The organism is Borrelia hermsii DAH (genome assembly GCF_023035675.1).
Lineage (GTDB): Bacteria > Spirochaetota > Spirochaetia > Borreliales > Borreliaceae > Borrelia > Borrelia hermsii.
In genome coordinates this window covers 338,780-365,225 of sequence record NZ_CP073136.1, presented here as the reverse complement: position 1 = coordinate 365,225, position 26,446 = coordinate 338,780, and the positions used below count along the sequence as shown (strand labels likewise).

Genomic DNA, 26,446 nt, shown 5'->3' with positions numbered 1-26,446 from the left:
ATTTGTTCTATTCCCTTCCATTTTACAATAAATTATGTATAATTCTTATAGTTATTTTGTAATTTTATATGTTTCTTTGAGAACTTAAGATTTTATTCTGAAAGGAGAGTAGCTAGTTTGGGTTTAGTTGATTTTTTGGTTTCTATCTTTAGCAGAGAGCTTACCCCTGAGCAAGTGAAGCAAAGAAGACTTAGGGAAGTCAAAAATAATCTAAGTAAGGTTAGCAGTTTTTTTAATGCTTCAAAAATTCAGGCTTTACCCCAGTTCGCTAAATTTATTTATAATCTTTATAAAACTTTTATTCCTTTCAAGTTTTTTGTACAAAGATATCGATCTTCAAATAAAATAATTCACTTTGTTGTTGAAAAGTATTTAAGTGATAGCCAAAGACAAGCTTTGGAATATATTTGGTCTTTCTCAGCTAATGATGTAGTCAATTTTACACCTGATATACCTAAGAATTTGGATAATAATTTGAATTATTTGTTGAAAAATATAACTCAGGAACAAATCAGGCTGATAGATGAAACTTGCGGAGCTTTGGATATCTTTTTTGATTTGGTTTCGTTTCAGTATTATTCAATTATTAAAAATTTTGATAGTTTATTTCCAGAAGGTGATTTTGTATATAAGCCAAGATTTAGTGCTGTTAGTTGTGGTGTAATTCTTGATGATATTAAAGATTTTTTAGAGTGTATATATTCTATTAGAGATATTTCTATTTGGAGAAATCTTTACGATATTCTTTTAGAGGTATATGGAGATAGGGATAATTTTCCTCTTAAACCAAATGTTTGGCTTAAGACACTAACTTCTATAATTGAGATAAATAAAACTAAAGAAATTTTATATCTTATAAAATATGTTAGCGGTGATCCTGATTATTTACCTATATCTGGTGTCAAAAAGTCAAAAATAAAGGCAAAAGTGTTTTTTAATGATCTCTCTAAACATGTTTCAAATGAGATAGCAAAAATTGAGATTTTCCAAAAGAATAGCAAATCTAAACTTTTAGCAGAGAAATTATTTCATGGAATTACTCTTGTAAGTTTAGATAATTATAATGAATGTATGAATACTAAGATTACGTCTAATATTGTAAATACTACCGGATATGTTTACTCTGATCTTTTAGGTTATTTAAAAACCCATGCAGTTAATTTTGTGAAAAAAGATCTAAGCGATATTATTAATATCCTTATTATTAAGGGACAGTGGAAGGATATGGAGGTTTCTAGAGATATTTCTAATGACATTCATTCTTTAGTTGGCACTTATTCCAATCTTATTGATTTTGATAATAATCTTGGCGAACAGGGTACTTATGGGAATAGAGTAAATGCTCTTTTGCACAGAGCTTCTGTTGGAGATAAGTCATCAGAAAAATTGCTCTTAAGTATAATAGCAGATATTAATAAAAAGGCTTTAGTCATATTGAATGAGTATTATTCAAAAGTTAGTTCTTTGAGACGACGTTTGAATGATTGTTTAGAAGATTATGTGAAACCTTCTTCAGAAAAGGAGCTTGTTTATAATTGGAAAGAGCTTGATATTGATCTTGTTAAAAGTTATGGCAATAATGTAAACTTTGGTAATATAATTAAAAATGTAGTTGATAGTTTAAATTTGTTTTTGAAGTTGATGGATTTATATTTGGAGAAGAAAAGTACAGTTTAGGAGATTTTAGATGGGAAGAGAATGTGAAATAACAGGCAAAAGAACAATGTTTGGAAATAATGTTCCAAGAAAGGGACTTGCTAAAAAAAAGGGTGGAGCAGGACAACACATTGGCGTTAAGACCAAAAGAACTTTTAAAGTAAATTTAATAAATAAGAAATTTTTTATTCCTGAGCTTGGGAAAAGTGTTAATATTAAGATTTCTGCAAGTGCTCTAAGAAGTATTTCAAAGGTAGGTCTTAGCGTTTTTTTGAAGAAAAATTGTAAAAAGATAGAAGATTTTATTTAAAAATTGTGTTTTGTCAATTTTAGTTTATTAATACGTTTTCTATTATTGAATGTTCATTGTTGTTGTTAACAATATTGTGGTTTGTAAATTCAAATTTTTGGAAAAGCTTGCAAATTAAGATGATTGCATCTATGTTTTCAGGTAATATTTTGCGCGCATTATAATATTCTAATAGAGTTGATGGATTTAAATTAGGCCTATTTAAGAGTTCCTTTAATGTTGTTGCCAGTTGAATGGCTTTATTTAAGTTTGTAGAGCGTGAGATAAAGTGAGAGAGAAATATAAAAGAATTTTCTTTCTTTGTTGTAAATGGTTTTAAAAATGTACTAAATTCTCTTAGAGTTTGATTTTTAAGTTTACCTAAAATAATAGGAATAATTTTTATATCTTGTGTTATATCTTTAATAAAATTTAATACAATTTCAATCTTATGGTCATTTTCTATTATTTTATTTTCTATACTTGTAAATTCAAAGTTTTTTATTAGATTTATTATATCTAAATTGACATCAATTATTTTATTAAAGAATTTCCAAGATTTATGATCTGAAATATTAATCTGTGAATTTTCTTTTGTTTGTGAGAATATAAACACATTTTTTGTATTATGTGCTATGACCTTTTGAAATAAATTAATATTGCTTAAGAAAAACTCATAGGCACCATAGCTAGTTAGAAGTGCTTTATGAGTTTTTCTTTTATTTAGATTAAATAATTCTGGGTTGCAAGTATTAGTTGAATAAAATATATTATCAACCAAACTGTTTCTTATTTTCTTTATAGGTTTCGTTCCTTAATTGCGTCTTCTACTGTATTTATTTCCATAAATTCTGTACCTTTGTTGGTAGCTCTGTTTGGATTTCCAGAGATAATTACTACAATATCTGAATCTTTAACTATGCCTTGTGTTTTCAGCATTTCAAGAGAAGTTACTACGAATTCAGTTGTTCCCTTGAAGTTATGATCGACAAGATTAGAATAAACACCGTAAGAAAGTGATAATTCCCTTGCTATCCTTTCATTATTTGTTGTAATAAATAGAGGTACACTTGCTCTGTATGTTGCCATTATTCTTGCGGTTCTTCCCTTAAGTGAATCAACAATAATAGCTTTAACAGGCATTATCTTGGTTGCATCAATTGCACATTTAATAATATAGTTTCTTATGATCTTTTTGCTGCAGAAAATTTCATCTTTAAATAGTGTTTTTTCTCTATATTTTTCAACCTCTATAGCAATTTTAGTCATCATCTTAACAGCTTCGAGTGGGTATTTGCCATAAGCTGTCTCACCAGATAACATTATGGCATCTGTGCCATTTAGAATTGCATTAGCAACATCGGAAACCTCTGCTCTTGTAGGTCTTGGATTTTCAATCATTGTGTGCAGCATTTGTGTTGCGGTAATTACGGGTATTCCATATTTAATGCAGGTTTTTGTTATTTTAATTTGTGCCAAAGGAACATCTTCAGCAGGTATTTCGACTCCCATATCGCCCCTTGCAACCATAATCCCATAAGAAGCCTTTGCAATCTCTTCAATATTATCAATTCCTTCTTGATTTTCAACCTTGGCAATAATTTTGACATCTGGATTTCCAGCAGTATTTAATATATCTTTAACGTCTTGAATGTCTTTTGCATGTCTTACAAATGAGTGGGCAATAAAATCAATATTTTGTTTTGCGGCAAGTTCAATAAATCCCTTATCCTTTTCAGTGACAGATTGTAGTTTAAGTGGAATTCCTGGTGTATTGATTGATTTTTTGTTTTTGATATGACCATCATTTTTAACTTCACAGATTAATCTGTCTGCGAGTTTTTCGATGACAATCATTTCAAGTTCGCCATCATCAATAAGGATTTTTGATCCATTTGGAACTTCATTTACAAAGCCCTCATAGTTGGTTTGCAATGAATTAGATTCATTGATAGGTGATGTTGAGATTATTATTTTGTCTCCTATCTTCACAGTAATGGGATTTTCAATATTGGCTGTTCTAACTTCTGGTCCTTTTGTATCAATCATTAATGCTATTTTATTTGAAACTTGCCTAACATTGTTTATTACTTTTATTGCATCGTCATGAGATTGATGTGCAGTGTTAAGTCTTATTACATTTACCCCTGCTTCATATAACTCTTTTATATGTTCTGGATCACATCTGAGGTCAGATATTGTTGCTACTATTTTTGTTAATTTTTGTATCATTTATTTTTCTCCTACAGTATTTAAATTTTATGCTTTTTAATCACCAATAACAATATTTTTTTAAGAACTTGTCATTTCATTTTAAGATTAAATTATCATATATCATGAACTTAAATTTTGTTTTAGCTTGTTTAATATTTTGGGATCTAGTTTAATATTTAAGTTTTTTTCCCTATTAGGTATTACAAGTCCTTTTTTGCCCCCTTTAATTCTTCTTAAATGTTTAACATTAGTATAGTAAAGATCAGCTTCACCCGATTGTCTTGCAGGTTTTGTATAAAACACACATAAGTTGCCAGCATCTATCAGGACTTCAAGAGGAGGTGTTTTGTCTTTTTTATTCCTAATAAATACGTAAGCACCAGGATAGTCTCTTGTATGTAACCAGTAATCATTTCCCTTTGCCCAGCTTCTTAAAAGTTCATCGTTTTCTTTTGCATTTCTGCCCACAACAATTTCAAATCCATAAGATATGAAATTAAGACCAATAGATGGTTTTTGTATGATTTTTTGTTTTTTGATTCTTTCATTTGCCAGCGTAATACAGTTTTGCGAGTCTATGCAAGTTGTATTTAATATTAATGCATCGTATTGTGTTTTTGCATGTTCTAATTGTTCTTGTATAATTTTTAAAGCATTTTTATTCTTTTTGTATTCTTTAAAGTATTTTAAAGCATTATCTTGAGGGAGTAATGCTTTATCTAGCATTATTTTAATTTGTTCTCCATTGTGATTTTTTAAAATAATTGTATCCATTCCTTTTTTTATTTTATTAATGTTTAATAAGATCAGCTCACCCTTTTCTCTTTGAGCCCCGATTGTTTCAATTGATTTTATTTGTTTCTCTAGAAAGCTTATTTTTTTTTCTAAATTTATTTTTTCTTTTTCATATTTTTTCTTAAGTAGCTCTATGTTTTGTGCTTGAGTCTCTTTTATTTCTAAATCATCATAGTAATTTTCAATAAATTCGGAGTAAGATAGTTCATTGTTGTATCCATCTTTGAGATTAACCTCATTTTTGTCAGTTATATCATTATTTTCAATAATTTCTTTGACTTTTGTGAATATTTCACCTGTAATTTCTTTTGAGTTTGGTCTTCTATAATATGCATCAAGGATTTTAAAATTTGCATCTGTTACAATTATGTTAGGAGATGATGGCCATAATTTTATGAAAATAAAGATTGTTATTTTGTCTTTAAGCACTTTAATTAAAATTATTCTTTCATTTTTTATTTGATATGCTTCAGATATTTTACCATTTTGAACTTTGGATTTTAAAAATTCAAAAAATCTTAAAGAAGGTTTAATATTTGCAAATTTCTTGTTTGTTTTGTGAATTCTCGTTTTTTTTGGCTCTAGTGCAATTAATACATTAAAATTTTTTTCATTTATTTCTTTATTATAAAGTTCCATAACCAAAGTTTTGTGGTTAGGTTGTTTGATTTTTCTTAAAAATGAATTTTTAAACGGCAATTCTTGAAGTAAAACGTTTATTTCGTTGTAGTTTAATGACATTTTGTTTCCTTTGATCTTTTGCTAAATATGTTTATTATTAGTTTGCAAAATGGTATATTATAAATAATAGCTTATCATAACAAGTTGTACTATTGATATTAGACGTAGATCGTGCAATGTATTTGTTATTAAATTTAGCTTAGTAATATACGAGTTTTTATAATGAAGAAAATAATATTAATTTTGTTTCCTTGTTTGATTTTTGCTCAAGTATCTGCCAATCAGTATTTTGAGAATGTTTATTTGAAATACCAAAATGTAGAAGATATTCAGGCTAAGATTAGTCTTAATATAAAAGGATTGAAGCAAACGGGAACTTTGTTATATAAATTTCCCGATAAATTTATTGTTAATTTAGATTCAAATAATCAGGTTTTTGTAAGTGATGGAGAGGTTTTAACCGTTTATGTTCCATCTCTTGGTACTTCTTTTAGACAACAGTTGACTATGGGAAAGGCAGGAAGTGGTTTTATGAATATTTTAAGTACTGAGTATAGTGTCTCTTATACTAATTCTCCCAATTTAGAACCTCTTGACGAATCTGGGGGAGGGGGGAGTACAGAGAATTTTATAAAATTGACTTTTTCAAGGCGGCTTTATAGGGGTGCTGCTACGATTGATTCCTTTATGATTGCTTTTACACAAAGTGGTGCAATTAGGCGAGTTATTGCTTATCCAACAGGTGGTGGTCGAGAAATAATTATTGATTTTTTATCTGTGAAGTTTAATGTTGGGATTCCTGATAGTAGATTTAAATATGATCTGCCAAAAACTTCAAATAAGGTGGATAATTTTTTATATGATGTTAAAAAAACTTGAGGTGTTAATAGATGGAAAGAAATAATTTCATTAGATTTGGAGATTTTTTAAAGAAGACTCGGATTGATAAGGGTTTAACTCTTGAGATGATATCTGATGATATTAGGATTTCTGTTAAATATCTTAAAGCACTTGAAGATTCTAATATTGAATCATTTCCAAATGAGGTTTTAGCTGTAGGATTCTTAAGAACTTACAGCGAGTATTTAGGAGTTGATATTTGGTATGTCTCATCTCTTTTTAAGGAATATAAGAGAAGACTTAATAGTAGTTATATTGGAATTAAGACTGATGATCAAAATGGCAATTCAAATTTTGTGAATGAAGGTAGGCTTGGGAGTAAGTATTTCGATATTTTAAAGATAGATTTTTCTAGGGTGATTAAAATATTGGTAGGAGTAATGAGTGCTATATTACTAATACTTTTAATTTCGAATTTCAGTGGATTTAAACAATTCTTAGGAAGAATTTTTAAAGTAAATCATGCTACAAGGCGAGCCCCAGAAATGCATGAAGTTTTTTTTGATAAGGAAAGTTTTTGGAACGTTGCACTTGGAGATGGTGATTTTTTATCTTTAGTTCATGGCAATTCTATTGCAAAGTACAAAGTTTCTTTTGTTAATGATGATTTAGTTATTACAAATGATTTTCAAAATGGACGATATGTTTTTAGCTTAGGCAAATCTCGTGAAATAGATTTGAATGATAATATCAAAGTTAAGATTGTGTATGATAATTGTTCTCAAGGTAAGGTTCGAAAAGCCCATGTGAGCTTGGAATCTTTTATGTTCAATGTTGAATATGTGCTTGAAACTAATCTTTCTAGTAGATTTAATGTTTTAAATTGGGGATTTGAAGTTAATGGTCCTAAGAGTAGAGTGATTAATGAATATCCTACTGTATATTCTTCTCAAGATATTTCCAACATTGATTTAGTTATTAGGTTTTTGAACGATACGTTTTTAAGATATGCTGATGATGATAATCTTTATGGTAAATCTTTGTTTGTATCTAAGGGGGTTCCTCTTGGTTTAAATTTCAAAAGATCTTTGATCCTGTTTTTATCAAGACTCTCTGATGTTAATATTGTTCTTCAAGGTAAGGATATTACTTCTATTTTAAGAAATTATAAAAGAGAAATAATGGCAGTTCAATTTTTTTGGTTAAAAACCCCTGGGGGTTTTGATCTTAAAGTTTCTGAAGTTTATTAATGGACAGAATAGAAAAATTTCTCTTTAGTTTAAATTCTACTCAGAAACAAATTGTCTTAGATGATACTAAAAATCCCATTCTTGTTTTGGCAGGTCCAGGTAGTGGTAAAACAAGGGTTATAACAGCTAAAATCACGCACTTAATAAAGGAAATGAAATTAAGACCAGAAGAGATTCTTGCTTTAACATTTACAAATAAAGCAGCAAATGAGATGAATTTTAGACTAAATTATCTTTTTAATTTGAATAAGGCTTTACATATCCAAACTTTTCATTCTTTTGGTGCTTGGCTTTTAAGACTTTATTTTAAAGAATTTGATAAGAATTATGATTCAAATTTTACAATTTGGGATACTAATGATGTTGTTAGGTTTGTTAAGCAAATTGGACTTGCGTCAACCATTGAACTTGCAAAGCATGTTGCATCTTTCATACTTAAGTATAAAGAAAATTGCTTTTTAAATAATTATTGTGATCTTGATGAGAAAAGTTACGCTGATATTGAGTTTTATGAACAAGAAAAATCTAGAAATAATGCTTTGGATTTTGCTGATCTTATTCTTAAGACCGTTTTGATGTTAAGAAATTGTGAAGATATAAAGATGAGAGTGCAGAGAAAATTTAAGGCTATTTTTGTAGATGAATATCAAGATACTAATTATGCACAGTTTTTGTTTTTAAAAGAGCTTTATTGTGAAAATATGCATTTTATGGTGGTAGGAGATGAGGATCAGTCTATCTATTCTTTTAGAGGTGCTAGAGTTGAAAATATTCTTGAATTTGAAAAAGTATTTAATAATGTGTCTAAATATTACTTGGTACAAAATTATCGTTCCAGTTTAAGCATTGTTAATGTTTCAAATGATGTTATTTCAAAGAATAGAAATCGATATGAAAAAGTAATATTTACAGAAAATAAGATGGGCAAGAAGATAAAATTTTTTGTCTTTCGAAGTCCTGCAGAGGAGGCTGAATATTTTTCTAACTTCCTTCTTGAAGACGAACTTGAGACAGCAGTTCTTTATAGATTTAATTACCAATCCTTGCAGTTTGAGAAGGCTTTTTTAAAACATAATATTCCACACAAAATATTAGGTTCAATTAGATTTTATGAGAGAGGGGAAATTAAAGATGTAATTTCTCTTTTAAGGCTTTTTGTAAATAAAAAAGATAAAATTTCTTTCTTAAGAGTAATAAATAAACCTGCTAGGGGAATTGGTAAGACTACTACGGATAAAATAATTGCAATGCTAAATGATCGCGATGTCAATTTTGATTTAATTCTTGCAAGTAAAAGAGCTGTTGAGAATCTGAAGGGCAAAGCAAGAGATTCTCTTGTTGCTTTTTTAAGTTTGTATGATGATCTAGAGAAAAATATACGAAGAGATGTTTATATAAATTTATCTGAATTTATTAAAGATGTTGCAATTAGAGCTGGATTTTGGGATTTTTATCAAAAATTTGATAAGGACGACAAATTTAAAAATATTGATGAACTTATTAGTAGTGGAGTTGAATACTCAGGCAGTTTCGAGGGACTTGTAATATTTCTGGAAAATTCATCCCTTTCACCTTTAATTCATGGAGATTCTAAGTCTAGTGTATTACTCTCTTCAATTCATGGGGTTAAGGGACTTGAGTTTGATAGAGTTATAATATCTGGTCTTGAGAAGGGATTGTTGCCTGCTGAGATTGAGGAATTGACTGAGGAGCGGATAGAGGAGGAAAGAAGGCTTTTTTATGTTGCTATTACTAGAGCTAAATTTGAACTTATTGTTACAATTAATTTGCAGAGATTTTTTGGAGGAATGCTAAGAAATACAGCTATGTCGGTCTTTTTTCAAGATATTAACAAAGATAATTATGATATTGTTTTTGTTCCAGAATATTTAAAAGATAATTTCAAATATTTTTTTTCAAAAAGTGGTAATAAAAGCTTTAATATTGGAGATTATATAACTTATAATGGTGAGCATGGATTAATTGTTGATAAGTGGTATCAGAACGGTGAGTCATTTATTAAGATTAATTTAAGGAATGGTAAGAAAGCTATTTTAAGCCCAAGTCATATTAAGGGACTTTCTAAGATTTAGAGGTAAAATTTGAGAGACATTCATTTAGAAGATAGTTTGAAGTTGAGTTTATTAAGATTCAGTAAGAGTGAAGAACTGAAATTTGTCGTAAAATTTGAGAAAATTGTTGGCATGTTAAATAAGATTTCTGAATTTGAGATAAAAGATGTAATTCAAAAAAAAACATGCGACTTTTCTGATTTAAGGAACGATGAGGTTTTACCTTCTTTGACGATTGAATCTATTAAAAATTTTAGCAATGTATTTGTGGATGGTTACTTTTCATCACCCAAAGTACTTGAATAGGGAGTATTGAGTTGGATTTCAGGGGTTTAAGTTTAATAAAGATTAGGGAATTAATATTAACTCGGAAGTGTAAGATTTATGATATTGTGCTCTTTTATAAGGAGCTTTATGAAGCAAATAAAGATATTAATGGATATATTGAGTTTTTTGATGATGCATTAGAATTGGCAAAAGAATATGATGAACTTTTAAGTAGAGGTGAAGGACAAGATTTGCCTTTAATTGGTATGCCTATTGCTGTTAAGGATAATATTTCAGTTAAAAATAAGGGATTAACTTGTGCATCTGAACTTTTGCAAGGATATATTTCTCCTTATGATGCGACTGTTATTAAGAGATTAAAAGATAACGGTGCAATTTTAATTGGTAGAACTAATATGGATGAGTTTGCAATGGGTTCATCTTGTGAATTTTCTTATTATGGTGTTACGCTTAATCCTTTAAATAAAGAATATGTTGTGGGTGGTAGTTCTGGCGGTTCTGGAGCCGTTGTTGCTGATAATCAAGCTCCTTTTGCACTTGGTAGCGATACCGGAGGGTCTGTTAGGCTTCCTGCTTCTTTTTCAGGTTTAATTGGGTTTAAGCCTTCTTATGGAGGTTTGTCTCGTTATGGGCTTGCATCATATGCGTCATCTCTTGATCAAATAGGATTTTTTGCTAATTCTATTGATGATGTGGCTTTGATATTAAAATATACTTGTGGAATTGATAAGATGGATGCTACTAGCATAGATATTATTCAAGAACCTTATCCATTGTTGAGTAATCCTTTAGCAGGCACCAAATTGGCTGTAATTAAAGAACTCAGTGAGGATTTGATGGAACCAGAGATTGCCCGTGAGTTTTCTAAATTTAAATCTGGGCTTTTAAACAGAGGAGTTGAAATACATGAGGTTTCAATAGAGGTGGTTAATTGCATACTCTCTCTTTACTATTCAGTATCTCCAGTTGAAGCTGCATCTAATCTTGCTCGTTATACTTGTCTTCATTATGGCAAAAGATTAAATGATGAATTAAGTCTTAATGATTTTTATTATAAGCATAGGAGTTTATTTTTAAAAGAAGAAGTTAAAAGGCGTATTGTGCTTGGTAATTACTTGTTGTCAGAAGGTTATGATTTGCAGTATTATGCAAAAGCTTGTAAAATTATTGAAAATGTATTAGTTCCGAAATTCAGTGAAATTTTTAATAATTGTTCATATATTATTACGCCTACAAGCTTTGTAAAACCTTTTAAAATCGGTGAAAATTTTGATGATCCTATGAAAATGTATTATTCTGATTTGTGTACTGTAATTGCTAATCTTGTTGGAGCCCCTGCACTCTCTATTCCCTTTGCTCAAGATTATAGAGGATTACCTATTGGTATGCAAATAATTGGTCAAGTTAAGAGAGATTTTGAGCTTTTAAATTTTGCAAAAAATGTAATAGAGGAATTAGATTAAATGGAATATAGATTACTTGTTGGTTTAGAAGTTCATGTACAATTAGGATTAAAAACCAAAGCTTTTTGTGGGTGTAAGAATGATTTTGGGGGAATTCCAAATTCTCGTACTTGTCCGACATGTCTTGGACTTCCTGGAGCATTACCTAGCGTAAATAAGGAACTTATTAATAGTGCAATTTTGGCTGGGCATGCTACTAATTCTAAAATTAGAAATATTGTTAAGTTTGATAGAAAGCATTATGTTTATCCCGATTTACCTAAGGGATATCAAATATCTCAAAATGATGCACCAATTTGTAATAATGGATTTATTTTTATTGAAACTTCCTCAGGTTTAAAAAAGATTAATATTGTTAGGATACATATGGAAGAAGATTCTGGCAAGAGCTTGCATTTGCTTGAAAGTGAAAATCGAAGTTATATTGATTTTAATCGTGCAGGTGCGCCATTGCTAGAAATTGTCTCAGAACCAGATATTAATAGCGGAGAAGAAGCTGTAGCTTATCTGAATTCTTTAAGAGAAATTTTTAGATATCTTGATTTATCTGATTGTAGCATGGAAAACGGGTCATTCCGTTGCGATGTTAATGTTAATTTACTTATCAATGAGAATGATGTTGAGTATAAAACTCCCATTTCTGAGATAAAGAATTTAAATTCTTTTAAATCAATAAAGTTGGCAATTGATTATGAAGAATCAAGACAAAAAGAAGAATGGATTTTACATAGAAAAACTTTTGAAAGTATAGGTAAGCATACAATGGGTTTTGATGATAAAAGGGGGATTACAGTGTTTCAAAGGAGCAAAGAAACTGTGGCTGATTATCGTTATATAAAGGATCCCGATTTGCCTTTGATCAAACTTGATGATGTTTATATTGAAAGCATAAAGTCTAATAAAATGGTGGAGTTGCCTTTGGATACAAGAATTAGGTTAAAAGAGCAATATGGCCTTAGTAATTTTGATGTTGTGACTTTAACTTCTGATAAAAACTTGGTTAAATATTTTGAAGAGGCAGCAATGACTTCAAGTGATCCCAAGAGAGTTTCAAATTGGATATTATCTGAAGTATTAAGTGTACTAAATGATAGAGAAATAAGTATACTTGATTTTAATTTACCGCCATCATATATTAGTGAACTTGTTGAATTTATTGTTAGTGGTAAGGTGAGTGGCAAGATCGCAAAAGAAATATTTTTAGAAATGCTTAAGAGAAACGTTTCCCCTGCTATCATTATTAATGAAAAAAATCTAGAGCAGATAAGTGATAAATCTTTTATTGAATCAGTTGTGCTTGAAGTTTTAAATGAAAATCCTAAATCAATTGAACTTTATAAAAAGGGTAAGAGTCATGCAATTAAGTTTATGATGGGTCAAATTATGCTTAAAACTTCTGGTAGGGTTAATCCTGCCTTTGCAAATGAAATTTTAATGAATAAATTAAGGGATGTGTAGTAAGTCTTTGCTTAGTTGTTTTCCAATAATTAAAAGGGCAAGATTTTTTTACCTTTATGATATTAGGGGTAATAGGTATTTAGATTTATACTTGAATGGGGGATTAAATTTTTTAGGACATAGGGTTCAAGGTTTAAATCTTATTCTTAAGCAAACTTTTTCAAGGGGTCTGACGGCTTCGTATCCTTCAGTATTTAGGAAACAATTTGAAAATATTCTTTTTTCTTTTTTTAAAGAAGCAGGATTTGTATGTATTTTTAAGTTTGAAAGGGATGCTAGAGAGTTTTTATTATCTTTAACAGGCCAGCATTGTTTTAGTAAGCCTTGGGAAGAACAACTGGGCATATATGAGTTTAGAGCTGGATTTAATAATTTTAGGTATCCTATGCTTGTCGATATTCCAATGCCTGGATGCATGTCTATCAGCATTGCTATAGTAGATAATTTATCTAGAAAAATAGAATTTAGAGATCCTCTTGATGCTTTAACTTTAGCTGTTGCTAGGCATATGCTTGCTAAGATTTTGTCTTATGAAAAGAGTTCTAAAATTAATTTTGATATTTTTGCTACGCCTATGTTTAAGCTAATTGGTAGATATATGTTTCCTATTTATAAATCTGAGCATCATAATGAAGTTTTTAATGAGTATTTAAAAAATGGCTATTTAATTAGTCCTAGTTTTGATATTCCTTCGCTTATTCCTTTAAAGTTTTCTAAAGGAGATTTAGATGGATTTCGAAAGGTTGCTCTTAGACTACAGGATAAATTTGGCTGTTAGTATTGACAGGTTAACTTACAAATAATACAATGAAAAAGTATAACTTTGTAGAATATCTAAGTGAGGACTGTATATTATTATGAATAGGATAACGAATAATAAGACAATATGGATTAAGCCTAAGTATGTAGAGAAAAAATGGTATGTGATTGATGCGTCAGATAAAGTTCTTGGTAGAATTGCTACAGAAGCTGTTAAAATTTTGAGAGGTAAGCATAAGCCGTATTATACTCCTCACCAAGATTTAGGTGATAATGTTATAATTGTTAATGCTTCAAAGATTAGGCTTACTGGTAAGAAATATTCTCAGAAGATCTATTATAGACATTCAAGATATCCTGGAGGTCTTTATTCTGATACTTTTAGAACATTATCTGAGAGAAAGCCAACAGCTCCTCTTGAAATAGCTATTAAGGGTATGTTACCAAAGGGACCTTTGGGGCGTGAGCTTTTTAGGAATCTTAAAGTTTTTGCCGATTCTAATCATACGCTTAAAGCTCAAAATCTTTATAAATTAGAGGCAAATTAAGAGAGGAAAAATGGCAAAGTCAGATGTTAAGGGTATTAATTTAGGAATGGGTACGGGAAGGAGAAAATCTTCTGTTGCTAGGGTTTACATTAGGGAAGGTAAAGGTGATATTAAGATTAATAGTAGGGATTTTGATTCTTATATGCAACTTGAAAAGTTAAAAACAATTGCTCTATCTCCATTAGTTTTAACAAATACTCTTGGAAAATATGATCTTTACATTAATATTTATGGCGGGGGCATTTCGGGTCAGGCTGGTGCCATTAGGCATGGTATTGCAAGAGCTCTTTTTAATCTTGATGAAGAGCATAAGATGATTCTTAAATCTAATGGGTTTTTAACAAGAGATCCACGAAAAGTTGAACGTAAAAAGTTCGGGAAGAAAAAAGCTAGGAAGAGTTTTCAATTTTCTAAAAGATAAGTATTTGTTTTTGTTATTTTGTTTGTATAAATTAAAGCCCTCTTATGAGGGCTTTAATTTATATTATTGTTTTTTAATGGAATAAAAGACATCTCTTCCATGGTATTCAGCAATACTGCCTAGTTCTTCTTCTATTCTTAAGAGTTGATTATACTTAGCTATTCTGTCTGTCCTTGATAAGGAGCCTGTTTTGATTTGTCCTGTTCCAAGCGCAACAACAAGATCGGCAATCGTTGTATCTTCTGTTTCTCCTGAGCGATGTGAAACTATCGCAGTATATCCTGCTTTTTTGGCCATCTCTACAGCTTCAAAAGTTTCAGTTAATGTTCCAATTTGATTTACTTTAATGAGAATTGCATTTGCAACTTTCATTTCAATTCCTTTTTTAAGGAATGATGTGTTTGTTACAAATAAATCATCACCAACAAGTTGAACTTTATCCCCAATCTTATCTGTAAGCTTTTTCCATCCGTCCCAGTCTTCTTCAGCCATGCCATCTTCAATTGATATAATAGGATATTTTTCTACCCATTTTGCCCAATATTCAACCATTTCTTCGGATGTGAGTTCTTCTTTTGTTGACCATCTAAGTACATATTTTTTTGTTTCTGGATCATATAATTCAGATGTTGCTGGATCAAGGGCAATTGCGATATCTGTTCCAGGTGTATATCCTGCATTTTTGATGGCTTCCATAATAACTTCACAAGCTTCTTCGTTTGACTTTAGATTTGGTGCAAATCCGCCTTCATCCCCAACAGATGTTGCGTAGCCCCTTTTGCTTAAAATACCCTTGAGTGTGTGAAAAACCTCAGCAGACATTCTTATTGCGTCATTAAAAGTTTTAGCTCCAATTGGCATTATCATAAATTCTTGAAAATCAACACAGTTATCAGAGTGGGCGCCGCCATTTATAATGTTACACATAGGTGTAGGTAAGATGTTGGCTTTGTAGGCACCAAGATATTGATAAACTTTAAGTCCAAGATATTCAGCTGCTGCTCTAGCTGTGGCCATTGAAACTGCAAGAATAGCATTAGCTCCAAGTTTTGATTTGTTAGGAGTTCCGTCAAGTGCAAGCATTTTTCTGTCGATTTCGACTTGGTTTAAGGCACTCATTCCTTCAAGCTCTGGAGATATGATATTTATTATATTTTCAACTGCTTTAAGTACTCCTTTTCCCATGTAAACAGATTTATCACCATCTCTCAGTTCAACAGCTTCATTTATTCCTGTTGATGCTCCTGATGGAACAGCTGCCCTACCTAGAGAACCGTCTTCAAGTATTACATCTGCTTCGACAGTTGGATTTCCTCTAGAATCAATTATTTGCCTAGCTTTTATTTCATAAATACGAAAGCCCATTTTCCGCTCCTTATAGGTTAATATATTTACTTTAGTATATATTTTCAGTATAATAACAAATAAGACAAATGTGTAGTATTTTGCTAAAAGAATTGTTTATTGGATTTTACAATTAAATCATGGAAAGAACTTTGAAATGGTTATTTTATTTTATATTCTTTTTCTTTAATATTGCTAATGTTTGCTCACAAGGTTACATAATCGAAAATTTTGATTTATCTTTAAATGAATTTTTAGAAGTTTCAACAAGAAAAGATAATTTATTGCCAATTGTTGACTCTAAGAGAGTCATTATGTTCTATCCTCCAAGTAAGGGCATTAGAAAAGTTTTTGCTGCTTTTGATTTTGATAGTTATGCAAAAAAGTATTTATTTAAAAAAAATAAGTATGGTCTTTTTTTTGTCAAGATCAATCTCCCTCATGGAGTTGGTAGGATTAAATATAGGCTTGTTGTGGATGGCATTTGGACGAATGATGAATATAATAAAAATGTGGTGTTTAATAAAGATTTAATACCGTTTTCTATAATTGACATAGGCGTAGATCATAGTTATGTGTCTTTACGAAATCCGATTGATTCTTCTGATGGTAGAGAAGTTGAAATTTTTTATATAGGTCGTCCTGGACAGATTATTACAATAGCTGGCAATTTTAATAATTTTAATCCATTTTTAAATAGATTGGTTGAACAGGAGCCTCATAAGGGTGTATATACTATTAAGCTTAAAGACCTTCCGAAGGGTAGGATTTATTATTATTTTGTCGATTCTGGAAATAAGGTTATAGATAAGAATAATGTTAATAGAATTAATCTATATTCAGTTGAAGGTCTTGACAATAAGATTGATTTTGAAGTTTCTTATTTTGATAATTAATCTGAGGTTAAGAACTTCAATTCTTATTATCAGTTCTTAAATACAATTGACTTACAGAAATATAGAATTAAGCTTGAACTTAAACAAAGAGCTTACATGATCTTATAAAGCTTAAATAGAAAAACTTGAGTTAAACTAAATAAAAGTTGGACCTTTACTTGTCTTAAGTATTATTTTTATTTAGCAAGCGATTCATTTCATCAAAGAGGTACTTAGATACAAAATGATCCTTTTCGACTTCCTCAAGAGATGCATTTTCTGGTGTTAAAGATGTGTTTTGCATATTTATTAAAGATGGTTCATCAAGGAGCTTAATAGTTTTATTTTGAGTTTTGTCAGGATTAATGTCAGGAATAGATGCTATTAATGTCTTTGTGTATGGATGTTTGGGATTTGAGAATAAAATTTCTCTAGGAGCAATCTCTAGGATGACTCCCAGATACATTACGGCGATTTTATCGCTCATATATTTTACTACTGCCAAGTCGTGTGAAATGAACAGATAAGATAAACTTAATTCTTTTTGTAGATCTTTAAGCAAATTTAAAATTTGTGCTCTGATTGATACATCTAGTGCAGAGACAGCTTCATCTAGCAGTAAGAGTTTGGGATTTAGTGCAAGTGCTCTTGCTATTCCTATTCTTTGTCTTTGTCCTCCTGAAAATTCGTGTGGATATCTAGATAGCATGTTTTTTGCAAGTCCAGTAATATCTATTAATTCATTTACTCTTTTTTCTATTTCTTTTTTGGTTCTTGGGAAAATCTTATTTTCATTGTATATAACTAATGGTTCTGCTATGATTTCTTTTATTGTCATTCTTGGATTGAGAGATGTATGTGGGTCTTGAAATACCATCTGCATGTCTTTTTTTGTCTTTAAAAGTTCTTTCTTTGACAGTTTAGTAATATCTTTTCCATTGAAATATATGCTACCAGATGTTGGTGTATATAGTTGCATTATTGTTCTTAAGGTTGTTGATTTGCCACATCCAGACTCTCCAACAAGTCCTAGTGTTTTGTTGCGCTCAACTTCAAAGCTGATACCATTGACGGCATTTACTTTACGTTTGTTTTTCCAAAATAAAAAGTCTTCTCCAATTGTAAATGTTTGTACTAAGTTTTCTACTTTAAGGATTATATCTTTTTCATTTTTCATTTAAATTACCTCAATTTTATTTGTAGTAGGTTCAATAGGATGATCTTTAATTGAATAAAGTTTTTCATTTGGATCCTTATCAAGAGTAAGTATTGATTTTAAAAGCCCAATTGTGTATGGATGCTTAGGGTTTTTAAATATTTCTTGTACTGTACCTTCTTCTACAAATTTTCCTTGGTACATTACAGAGACTGTATCGCATATTTCTGCAACTACTCCTAAATCATGGGTTATTAATATGGTGGAGGTATTAAATTTTTTAGACAGGTTTTTAATGAGTAATAATATTTGTTCTTGAATTGTAACATCAAGAGCTGTGGTAGGTTCATCTGCAATTAATAATGATGGGCGACAACTGAGAGCCATTGCAATCATAACTCTTTGTCTCATTCCTCCTGAAAATTGGTGTGGATAATGTTTTATTCTCTCTTCGGCATTTATAATACCGACTGTTTTTAACATTTCTATTGTTTTTTGCTTTGCTGCCTTTTTATCTAATTTTTGGTGCAACATTATTGTTTCTTCAATTTGTGTAGATATTTTTAAGTATGGATTTAGAGAAGTCATTGGATCTTGGAATATCATTGCTATTTTATTACCTCTAATACTTTGAAGTTCTTTTTCGTTAAGTTTTAGTAAGTCTTGACCTTCAAATAGTATTTCTCCAGTTTTGTATACTGTCGTAGTTTCAGGCAGTAGTTTTAATATTGCCATGCTTGTGACAGATTTTCCACTTCCAGATTCCCCGACAATGGCTCTAATTTCCCCCTTTTTCATTTTTAAATTTATGTTGTTTACAGGATGTATTGTTGTATGCTTTAACTTAAATTCAATTGATAGATTTCTTATGTCCAGTATATAGTCTTCTCTCATTAATGTCTCCTAAAGGTTATCTTTTGGATCAAATGCATCTCTTAGTCCATCGCCTAAAAAGTTCATAAATAGTAAGAATATTGTCATGACTGTTGCTGGAATGAAGATTTTCCATGGGTATTCAATAAATGTAGGAATTCCATTTTTTATTAATTCTCCCCAACTAGTCATTGGTGCTGATATTCCAAGACCTAGAAATGATAGAAATGATTCAAGCATAATGAATGATGGGACATTCATTGTTGTAATTATTACTATCATTCCAAAGCTATTAGGAATTAAATGTTTGAATATCATTCTACTATTTGTTGCACCTAATGTTCTAGCTACCTGTATAAATTCAGATGTTGCAAGTGATTTTACTTGTCCTCTTACGATTCTGGCAATTGTTAGCCATGAGATGATGCTAATTGCAATAAATAATCCGATGACATTCCTTTCCATAATAGTCATTAAAGTTATTATGACAAGTAAGGTAGGTAGGACATAAAGGATTTCTATTATTTTAGTTATTATCCTATCGATAATACCGCCAAAGAATCCCGCTACCGCACCTATTATAGTGCCTATGATCATTGATATAAATGCCCCAATAAAGCCCACAGATATTGATATCTGACTTCCTTGTATGATTCTTGCAAGCAAGTCTCTTCCAAGACTATCTGTTCCTAGTAGGTATATTCTTTTGTGTATTTTAATTTCTTTTCCATCAATTTTTTGAACATCGGTTTCTATTTTTCTTTTGATTTCTTCTAGTTTCGCTTTTTCTTCTTCGTTTATTTCTCGTTTTTCTTTTGCTGCTAATCTTTTTATGAAGTTAAGTTCTTTTTCATACCAGAGTTCTCCGGCATACTTAAGAGATGGGGGCAAATCAGCATGTTCTACTATTTGGGTATAGTATTTGTACGTTGGTAGTATTGGTCTTAGTATTGCAATTAGTATGTAAAATCCGATGATAAATATACTAATAAATGCGAGTTTATTTTCCTTAAATCTTAACCAAGCTCTTTTGTTTGCTGTTTGGATTTCAACGCAAGTGTCTTGTTTTTCATATTCATTCATTCTGTTCACCTATGTTCTTGGATCAAGTTTTTTATAAACAATATCAGATGCTAAAATGGAGATAAGCAATATTGTTGAATATACTAATAGTGAACCCATGAGTAGCGGGTAGTCCCTGTTTAGAGATGCTTCTACTGTAAATATACCCATTCCAGCAATTCTAAATATTTGTTCAATGACCATACTACCAGAAATGATACCAGCAAATGCAGGACCTACATAGCTTATGAGAGGGAGCATAGAGCCTATTAATACATGTTTTCTTATTATGACATTAAAGCTAAGCCCCTTAGCTTTTGCTGTTCTTACAAAATCACTCTTTAGTATTTCTAGCATAGAACCTCTAATGATGCGTGTAAAAATAGCTATCCATGGCAAACTCATTGTTAATATTGGCATAACTAAATTTGCAAGACCTCCACGTTCTGAAATCCATCCAGAAGTGTAAAATAATTTTAACTTTACAGATAGGAAATATTGTAAAATAGGACCAGTTACAAAGGTGGGTACGGAAATTCCAAATATTGCTGCTACTCTTATTATATAGTCGATTCGAGTATTTTTTTTTATTGCTGCTAATGATCCCAGCAAAATTCCAAGTGTGAGAGATATTATTAAGCTTATTATTCCGATTGTAAATGACTTAGGAAATCCTAATTTTATGTATTGGCTGACATTTAAATCTTTCTTTACTAATGATGGCCCAAAATCTCCTTTTAAAATGTTTGTAATGTAATAGTAAGCTTGCATATAAAAAGGTTTATCAAGATGGTATTTTTGCATCAGTTTTTCTTTGACTTGAGGATCAATAGGTTTCTCAGAATCAAATGGATTTCCGGGAGCAAGTCTCATTATTAAAAAACACAAAAAAGTTATTGCTATTAAAGTGGGTATTGTTTCTAGTAATTTTTGTATGGTAAACTTTAACATAATTGTTCCTTATCATCATAGAAAGATTTTATTTGTATAATAAATGATTTTAACACATGGGACTTAATATTATTCAAAAATTTTGAATTTATTTTAGTTGCTTTGCAATTAAAATTTCTTTTTAATGCATGTATTCATCACTTGCATTTTTACTATTTGTCAAAGCAAACCAATTTTCTATTTGCATAGATAAAAATTAGTCTTTAATGATTTACTTTAATTGATTTTAAGTAAATTTAACAGTTTTTATGTCTTTTTTACGTATGGTATTGATTTCGAGGCAAATCCGTACGATTGGGGTAATTAGCCTTATCTGTTAATTGTTTTGAGATTTGTGGGTCAAATTTAAGCGGTTTGACTGATAATAGTTGTTAAGATTAAAATTGATTCTTTTTATGATAAGTAGAATCATTCTTTGTAATTTTTGAGTTATCTTAAGAGGGGATATTTGTTTCAATATTAAAATAAACAACATTGTTTTTATATTAAGAATAATTTTAAAAATTTGATTTTGTCTACCTAGTATCAGGCAGATATTACTGAATATGGTAAATCCCGTTGTGTTTATATATGTTATGAATTTATGTAATGCCAACTGCGTATATAATTTTTGTTTAAGAGCTTAAGATTAAACTTTCTAATTACTTTATGCATTAATGCATGGAACCCAATTTTGAAGGATTATTAATAAACAGACATCTGTTAAAATATTTTGATAGATGTCTGTTTATTGGTTATTTGATTCTTTTAAGTTCAGATAGATGGAATCTTTCTGCAACGTTAGGTGCCCAACCAGTCCATTTATCATTTCTAAATAGGTAATTTCCTGCATATATGTATATTGGAGCGACTGGGAAATCTTTCTCTATAATTATTGATTCAGCTTTTCTTAAAATGTCTTGTCTTTTGCTTGGATCTTGCTCGAGATCAGATTGGGTGATTAAATTTTCATATTCTTCATTAAAGTATTTATATGAGGAAAAATGTGAAAACTCTTTTTGGAATAGACTTAGGAATGTTAATGGATCTGAGTAATCTCCTAGCCAACCAGCTCTTGAGATTTCATAGTCTCCCTTTTGTTTAGATGCTAAGAATGATGCCCATTCTTCATTTTCAAGTTCAACATTGATATGTAAAATTTTTGACCATTGATTTTGAAGAAATTCGGAAATTTTTTTGTGTCCTTCACTTGTATTATATTTAATTTTAAGTTGAGGGAAATTTATACCATCAGGATAACCAGCTTCAGCCATTAGTTGTTGTGCTCTTTGTGGGTCAAATAAGCTTAGTGGTTTTCCGTAAGAATAATTATTAAAGTTTGGACTGATGTTTCTTGTAGGAATAGAACCATTGTCTATAACTTTCTTTGTTAATGTTTCTCTATCAATAGCAATAGTTAAAGCTTCTCTAACCTTTACATTATCAAGGGGTTTGATGTGTGTGTTAAATGAAAAGTAGTACAGACCATTAATAGCGGATGAGTAATAATCATTTCTTAATTTTATTTCTTTTATTAAATCAGGTGGAATTGATGCAGATGTCAGCATATCTATTTCATTATTTTCATACATTCTATAGGCAGTTGAGGCATCGTTTATTGTATAGAATATGAGTTCTTGTAATTCAACGTTTTTGGCATTAAAGTATTTATCATTTTTTATAAGTGATATTTTTTCGTTGGGTTGTCTTTCCTTGAGCTTGTATGCACCACTTACTACCATATTTTCAGGCTTTGTCCATTCTTGTCCATGTTTTTCAATAACATGCACTGGTACTGGTGTGAAAGATTGGTGTACTAGCATGTCTAGAAAGTAAGGTTTTGGAGTAATAATAGATATCTCCAGTGTTGATTCATCTATAGCTTTAATACCAAGTTCAGATTCCGGTATTTTTCCCTCGAAGTAATCTTCTGCATTTTTTATTGTTGACTTAATCGTACCTACATAGTTTGATGCTGTTTCTTTGTTTAATATTCTAAGATAAGACTTTCGCAGACCTTCAGCTGTAATGGGAACCCCATCACTCCAAACAAGACCTTTTCTTAAGTGAAATGTATATATAGTTCCATCTGCAGATATGTCCCAAGATTGAGCTAGACCTGGTTTATATCCACCAGTTTGTGAATCACCATCTACTATGCCAGTAAACATTTGCGAGATTACATGTGCACCCATTTTATCTTCAGATAATTGAGGATCTATTGATTTAGGTTCTCCTCCTAAGCTGATTTTAAATGCCAAATTTTCTTTGCTACTTTCCTTGCCGCAGGATAGAATAGCTATGAAAAAAAATATCATAAACGTATGTCTTTTTATTTTCATTCTTATTATCTCCTATTTATTAAAGTTGATTTTTACTGCAACAAAAACAACTAAAAGTTCTAAAAGATTCTTCCTATAAAATTTGTTTGTTGAACCATTTAATTTCTTTGTTGAAGAAGCTTATTATATCATAAAGTACGTGTGAGTATAAATAAATAATAATAGCGGCATATGAATATGCAGAGTATTATTAGATGCTAGCTAAGATTATGTACTTTGCTTAAGTTTTTATGCATAGTTACGTGATGTTTTAGATAAAAATGCTATCAGGCAAAATAATGAACTCATTATAAGAGAGATACGAATGTAAAATTTGTGGTAATTTCGAAAGCTATGTGGTTATGCGATAAAAACCACTTCTATAGTTTGGTGTATAGAAGTGGTCGTTCTTTTATGATTATTAGCGTTAATCTATTAACTTATGAAATTGTTTTCATATTTTATTGTTAGTGTTTTCTCTTTTGTATTTTATTTCTTCATAAAGATAAGCTTCTGCAACATTAGGAGTCCAACCAGTCCATTTGTCATGTCTGAAGAGATAGTATGATTGAAGTATTGAGAGTGGGGCAACGGGGAAGTCTTTTTCTGTAATTATTGCCTCAGCTTGTCTTAAGATTTCTTGTCTTTGTAGTGGGTCTTTTGCAAAATTTGATTGTTTTATTAAATTGTCATATTGTTTGTTTGAATATCCATATGCTCCAAATCCTTGATTTTCTGTTGTAAATAAACTTTCAAGGAATGTTAATGGGTCTAAGTAATCCCCTGTCCATCCCATGTATGACATTTGATAATTGCCTGTGCTTCTGCTACTTAGGAATGTATTCCATTCTTCAATTTCAATATCGATATTAATGTTTAGTATTTTTTTAAGTTGTTCTTGCAAGAATTCTGCACTTATTGCCATTCCATTGCGTTGTGAGGTTTTAAATTTAAGAGTAGGAAAACCAGCACCATCAGGATAACCAGCCTCAGCCATTAGTTGTTTTGCTCTTTGTGGGTCAAATAATTTTAATTTTTTGTCGTAAGAATAGTTTTTAAATGGTGGGGTTAAGTTTCTCGTTGGTTTTGATTGGCCCTTTAGAGTAATTTTGTTAAGTGCTTCTCTATCAATGGCAAGAGTTAAAGCTTCTCTAACCTTTGCATTATCAAGTGGTTTGATAGTGGTATTAAATGCCGTGTAGACTACTCTATTTATAGGATGGGAATAGTAATCATTCCTTATTCTAGCTTCATCTAAGTATTCTGATGCTACGTTCATTAAAAAATCAAGCTCGTCATTTACGTACATGTTATAAGCGGTGTTTCCTTGTACCTGATAAAATATCACTTCATCTATTTCGACATTTGAGGCATTATAATACTTATCGTTTTTTTCAAGCACTATTTTTTCATTCGGGATTCTTGTCTTTAATTTGTATGCACCACTTGTTACTATATTTTCAGGATTTGTCCAGTTTCGTCCATGTTTTTCAATGACATGAACTGGTACTGGTATAAATGTTTGATGTACTAGCATATCAAGAAAATAAGGCTTTGGAGCAATTAAAGTTATCTCTAAAGTTGAATTATCTATAGCTTTAATGCCAAGTTCAGATTCCGGTATTTTACCTTCAAAGTAATCATGTGCATTTTTGATTGCTGATTTAACAATATCAACATATTGTGAAGCTGTTTCTTTATTTAAAACTCTAAGATAAGATTTTCGAATTCCTTCAGCAGTAATAGGTACCCCATCACTCCAAACAAGATCTTCTCTCAAGTGAAGTGTGTATACAAGTCCATCTGCAGATATATCCCAAGATTTAGCTAGTCCTGGTTTATATCCACCAGTTTGTGTCTCTCTTGTCGTTAAGCCTGAAAATATGTTCATAATTATGTTGAACGATTGAACAGAAGTAGCAAGTTGAGGATCAAGTGAATCTGGTTCAACTTCATTTGTTACCCTAAATGTTATTTTATTTTTGTGCTCATCGCCAGAACAAGAAGTTAGCCACACGATCAAAAAAGATAAAATAATTAATATTTTGTATTTCATAATTTATTCCCCTTATAAACATTTTTTATTTTGCTTTTGAATTATTGTTGTTTAATATACTTGAATGGATTTTACTTTAATTTGATAAATAAATAAAGTATAATTATATAAAAATTATTTGCATATGAATATGCTACATGAGATATTCTTGGTTTGCTAGTATATTGTTTTTCGAGAACTTTAAAGGATGAAGTTTTATGTTTACACAGAATGAGAGTTTTAATAAATATTTTAAAGGTATAGAGAATGAATTCCTTAGTAGGTTTAAATCTATTGAAAAGATAAACTGTTTAAGTAATTCTTACCATGAAGCAGATTCTGTTAGTAGGAGTTTGGTTGATACAATGATCAAAAGACTTCTTAAGGATAATTCTACCATTGTTGGTATTCAAAATATTTTAAAACTTTATGAAAAAACTAAATCTGGCAAGTCTTCAATTATATTAATGGAACATTATAGTAATTTTGATTTTCCTTGTTTTCAGTTTTTGCTTAATGAAATGAATTATAAGGAAGTTGCGGAACATATTATTCCTATAGCTGGTGTTAAGCTTTTTAAAGATGATTTGTTGATTAAGAGTTTATCTTTGGGTTATAGTGTGATATTTATTTATCCCCCACATGCATTTATTGGTGTTGATCATGAAACGATTAGAGAGAGACGGGTTTTTAATGCTAATTCTATGAGATGTGTTGTGGATAAAAAGAGTAGTGGATATATGATTCTTATTTTTCCAACAGCCACAAGATATAGGAAGGATAAACCTGAGACTAAAAAAATAATTTCAGAAATTGCAAGTTACTTTAAGCTTTTTGATTATTTTATAATGGTTGGTATTAATGGAAATATTCTTGAAGTTTCACCAAATGGTGATATGTCTTGTGATCTTTTTAAAGAGGATACTCTTGTGTATAATGCAACAGAAATATTTGATATATTTGAATACAAAAATTTAATTTTAGAGAAGTTAAATCAAGAAGGTTTAGAACCAACAAAAGAGATTTTAGGTTCTAGAATTGCTGATGATTTGGAGAAACGTTTTGAGGTTCTTCATGAAGAGGGAGCCAATATATATAATGGTTTAATTTAGGGTT

Annotated in this window: 22 protein-coding genes and 1 pseudogene; 13 read left to right on the top strand and 10 right to left on the bottom strand. The window is 30.3% G+C overall.

Annotation, left to right across the window (positions count from 1 at the left end; genetic code table 11):
• Positions 1-117 precede the first annotated feature (117 nt).
• Together bhDAH_RS01735 and rpmB are read left to right on the top strand one after the other, a co-directional pair.
• Positions 118-1,677 (top strand): hypothetical protein, encoded by a 1,560-nt coding sequence (locus bhDAH_RS01735; protein ID WP_012422121.1) that lies wholly within the window; start codon positions 118-120, stop codon positions 1,675-1,677.
• Between the two features lie 10 nt (positions 1,678-1,687).
• Complete coding sequence (gene rpmB / locus bhDAH_RS01730; protein WP_012422120.1) at positions 1,688-1,966, top strand: 50S ribosomal protein L28; 279 nt, start codon at positions 1,688-1,690, stop codon at positions 1,964-1,966.
• 19 nt (positions 1,967-1,985) lie between these two features.
• Here the strand turns inward: rpmB and amrB are convergent, their stop codons facing one another.
• The 3 genes from amrB to bhDAH_RS01715 all read right to left on the bottom strand — a co-directional run bounded on the left by amrB (position 1,986) and on the right by bhDAH_RS01715 (position 5,695).
• Complete coding sequence (gene amrB, locus bhDAH_RS01725; RefSeq protein WP_012422119.1) at positions 1,986-2,726, bottom strand: AmmeMemoRadiSam system protein B; 741 nt, start codon at positions 2,724-2,726, stop codon at positions 1,986-1,988.
• Positions 2,727-2,743: 17 nt separating this feature from the next.
• On the bottom strand, positions 2,744-4,177 hold the full coding sequence (gene pyk, locus bhDAH_RS01720; protein WP_012422118.1) for a pyruvate kinase: 1,434 nt from the start codon (positions 4,175-4,177) through the stop codon (positions 2,744-2,746).
• 102 nt (positions 4,178-4,279) lie between these two features.
• Positions 4,280-5,695 (bottom strand): NFACT RNA binding domain-containing protein, encoded by a 1,416-nt coding sequence (locus tag bhDAH_RS01715; RefSeq protein WP_012422117.1) that lies wholly within the window; start codon positions 5,693-5,695, stop codon positions 4,280-4,282.
• Between the two features lie 162 nt (positions 5,696-5,857).
• On the opposite strand from bhDAH_RS01715, the gene bhDAH_RS01710 reads away from it, so the two are divergent.
• From bhDAH_RS01710 to rpsI, 9 genes and pseudogenes are all read left to right on the top strand, one after another.
• Positions 5,858-6,514, top strand: coding sequence for a LolA family protein (locus bhDAH_RS01710; RefSeq protein ID WP_012422116.1), 657 nt, complete (start codon positions 5,858-5,860; stop codon positions 6,512-6,514).
• A gap of 11 nt (positions 6,515-6,525) precedes the next feature.
• On the top strand, positions 6,526-7,725 hold the full coding sequence (locus bhDAH_RS01705) for a helix-turn-helix domain-containing protein (protein ID WP_012422115.1): 1,200 nt from the start codon (positions 6,526-6,528) through the stop codon (positions 7,723-7,725).
• Positions 7,725-9,818, top strand: a complete 2,094-nt coding sequence (locus bhDAH_RS01700; RefSeq protein ID WP_012422114.1) for an ATP-dependent helicase — start codon at positions 7,725-7,727, stop codon at positions 9,816-9,818. The genes bhDAH_RS01705 and bhDAH_RS01700 overlap by 1 nt, the downstream gene beginning before the upstream one ends.
• Positions 9,819-9,827: 9 nt before the next feature.
• On the top strand, positions 9,828-10,103 hold the full coding sequence (gatC, locus tag bhDAH_RS01695; protein WP_012422113.1) for an Asp-tRNA(Asn)/Glu-tRNA(Gln) amidotransferase subunit GatC: 276 nt from the start codon (positions 9,828-9,830) through the stop codon (positions 10,101-10,103).
• Positions 10,104-10,114: 11 nt separating this feature from the next.
• Positions 10,115-11,559, top strand: a pseudogene (gatA, locus tag bhDAH_RS01690) (Asp-tRNA(Asn)/Glu-tRNA(Gln) amidotransferase subunit GatA).
• Positions 11,549-13,006, top strand: a complete 1,458-nt coding sequence (gatB, locus tag bhDAH_RS01685; protein ID WP_012422111.1) for an Asp-tRNA(Asn)/Glu-tRNA(Gln) amidotransferase subunit GatB — start codon at positions 11,549-11,551, stop codon at positions 13,004-13,006. The pseudogene gatA and the gene gatB overlap by 11 nt, the downstream one beginning before the upstream one ends.
• Entirely contained in the window at positions 12,999-13,784 is a 786-nt protein-coding gene (locus bhDAH_RS01680) for a hypothetical protein (RefSeq protein ID WP_012422110.1), read from the top strand. Before gatB ends, bhDAH_RS01680 begins: the two co-directional genes overlap by 8 nt.
• Positions 13,785-13,863: 79 nt before the next feature.
• Positions 13,864-14,313 carry a 50S ribosomal protein L13 gene (gene rplM, locus bhDAH_RS01675; RefSeq protein ID WP_012422109.1) on the top strand — a complete coding sequence of 150 codons (450 nt, stop codon included), beginning with the start codon at positions 13,864-13,866 and terminating at the stop codon, positions 14,311-14,313.
• A 10-nt stretch (positions 14,314-14,323) separates the two neighbouring features.
• Positions 14,324-14,734, top strand: a complete 411-nt coding sequence (gene rpsI / locus bhDAH_RS01670) for a 30S ribosomal protein S9 (protein WP_012422108.1) — start codon at positions 14,324-14,326, stop codon at positions 14,732-14,734.
• 63 nt (positions 14,735-14,797) lie between these two features.
• On the opposite strand, the gene eno is transcribed toward rpsI, so the two are convergent.
• Positions 14,798-16,099, bottom strand: a complete 1,302-nt coding sequence (eno, locus tag bhDAH_RS01665) for a phosphopyruvate hydratase (RefSeq protein ID WP_012422107.1) — start codon at positions 16,097-16,099, stop codon at positions 14,798-14,800.
• Positions 16,100-16,218: 119 nt separating this feature from the next.
• Here eno and bhDAH_RS01660 point away from each other — a divergent pair, with 119 nt between their 5' ends.
• Positions 16,219-16,974: an early set domain-containing protein gene (locus tag bhDAH_RS01660; protein WP_012422106.1), complete on the top strand. Its 756-nt coding sequence runs from the start codon at positions 16,219-16,221 to the stop codon at positions 16,972-16,974.
• 163 nt (positions 16,975-17,137) lie between these two features.
• Here the strand turns inward: bhDAH_RS01660 and bhDAH_RS01655 are convergent, their stop codons facing one another.
• The 6 genes from bhDAH_RS01655 to bhDAH_RS01630 form a co-directional block, all read right to left on the bottom strand.
• Complete coding sequence (locus tag bhDAH_RS01655; protein WP_012422105.1) at positions 17,138-18,130, bottom strand: ABC transporter ATP-binding protein; 993 nt, start codon at positions 18,128-18,130, stop codon at positions 17,138-17,140.
• Positions 18,131-19,003: an ABC transporter ATP-binding protein gene (locus tag bhDAH_RS01650; RefSeq protein ID WP_012422104.1), complete on the bottom strand. Its 873-nt coding sequence runs from the start codon at positions 19,001-19,003 to the stop codon at positions 18,131-18,133.
• A 9-nt stretch (positions 19,004-19,012) separates the two neighbouring features.
• Positions 19,013-20,065: an ABC transporter permease gene (locus tag bhDAH_RS01645; RefSeq protein WP_025406430.1), complete on the bottom strand. Its 1,053-nt coding sequence runs from the start codon at positions 20,063-20,065 to the stop codon at positions 19,013-19,015.
• 9 nt (positions 20,066-20,074) lie between these two features.
• Positions 20,075-20,995, bottom strand: coding sequence for an ABC transporter permease (locus tag bhDAH_RS01640; protein ID WP_012422102.1), 921 nt, complete (start codon positions 20,993-20,995; stop codon positions 20,075-20,077).
• Between the two features lie 734 nt (positions 20,996-21,729).
• Positions 21,730-23,316 (bottom strand): peptide ABC transporter substrate-binding protein, encoded by a 1,587-nt coding sequence (locus bhDAH_RS01635; RefSeq protein WP_012422101.1) that lies wholly within the window; start codon positions 23,314-23,316, stop codon positions 21,730-21,732.
• 433 nt (positions 23,317-23,749) lie between these two features.
• The gene (locus tag bhDAH_RS01630) at positions 23,750-25,351 is read right to left on the bottom strand and encodes a peptide ABC transporter substrate-binding protein (protein WP_012422100.1); all 1,602 of its coding nucleotides are present in this window, start codon (positions 25,349-25,351) and stop codon (positions 23,750-23,752) included.
• A 197-nt stretch (positions 25,352-25,548) separates the two neighbouring features.
• Here bhDAH_RS01630 and bhDAH_RS01625 point away from each other — a divergent pair, with 197 nt between their 5' ends.
• Positions 25,549-26,442 carry a 1-acyl-sn-glycerol-3-phosphate acyltransferase gene (locus bhDAH_RS01625; protein ID WP_012422099.1) on the top strand — a complete coding sequence of 298 codons (894 nt, stop codon included), beginning with the start codon at positions 25,549-25,551 and terminating at the stop codon, positions 26,440-26,442.
• The last annotated feature ends 4 nt before the right edge of the window (positions 26,443-26,446 follow it).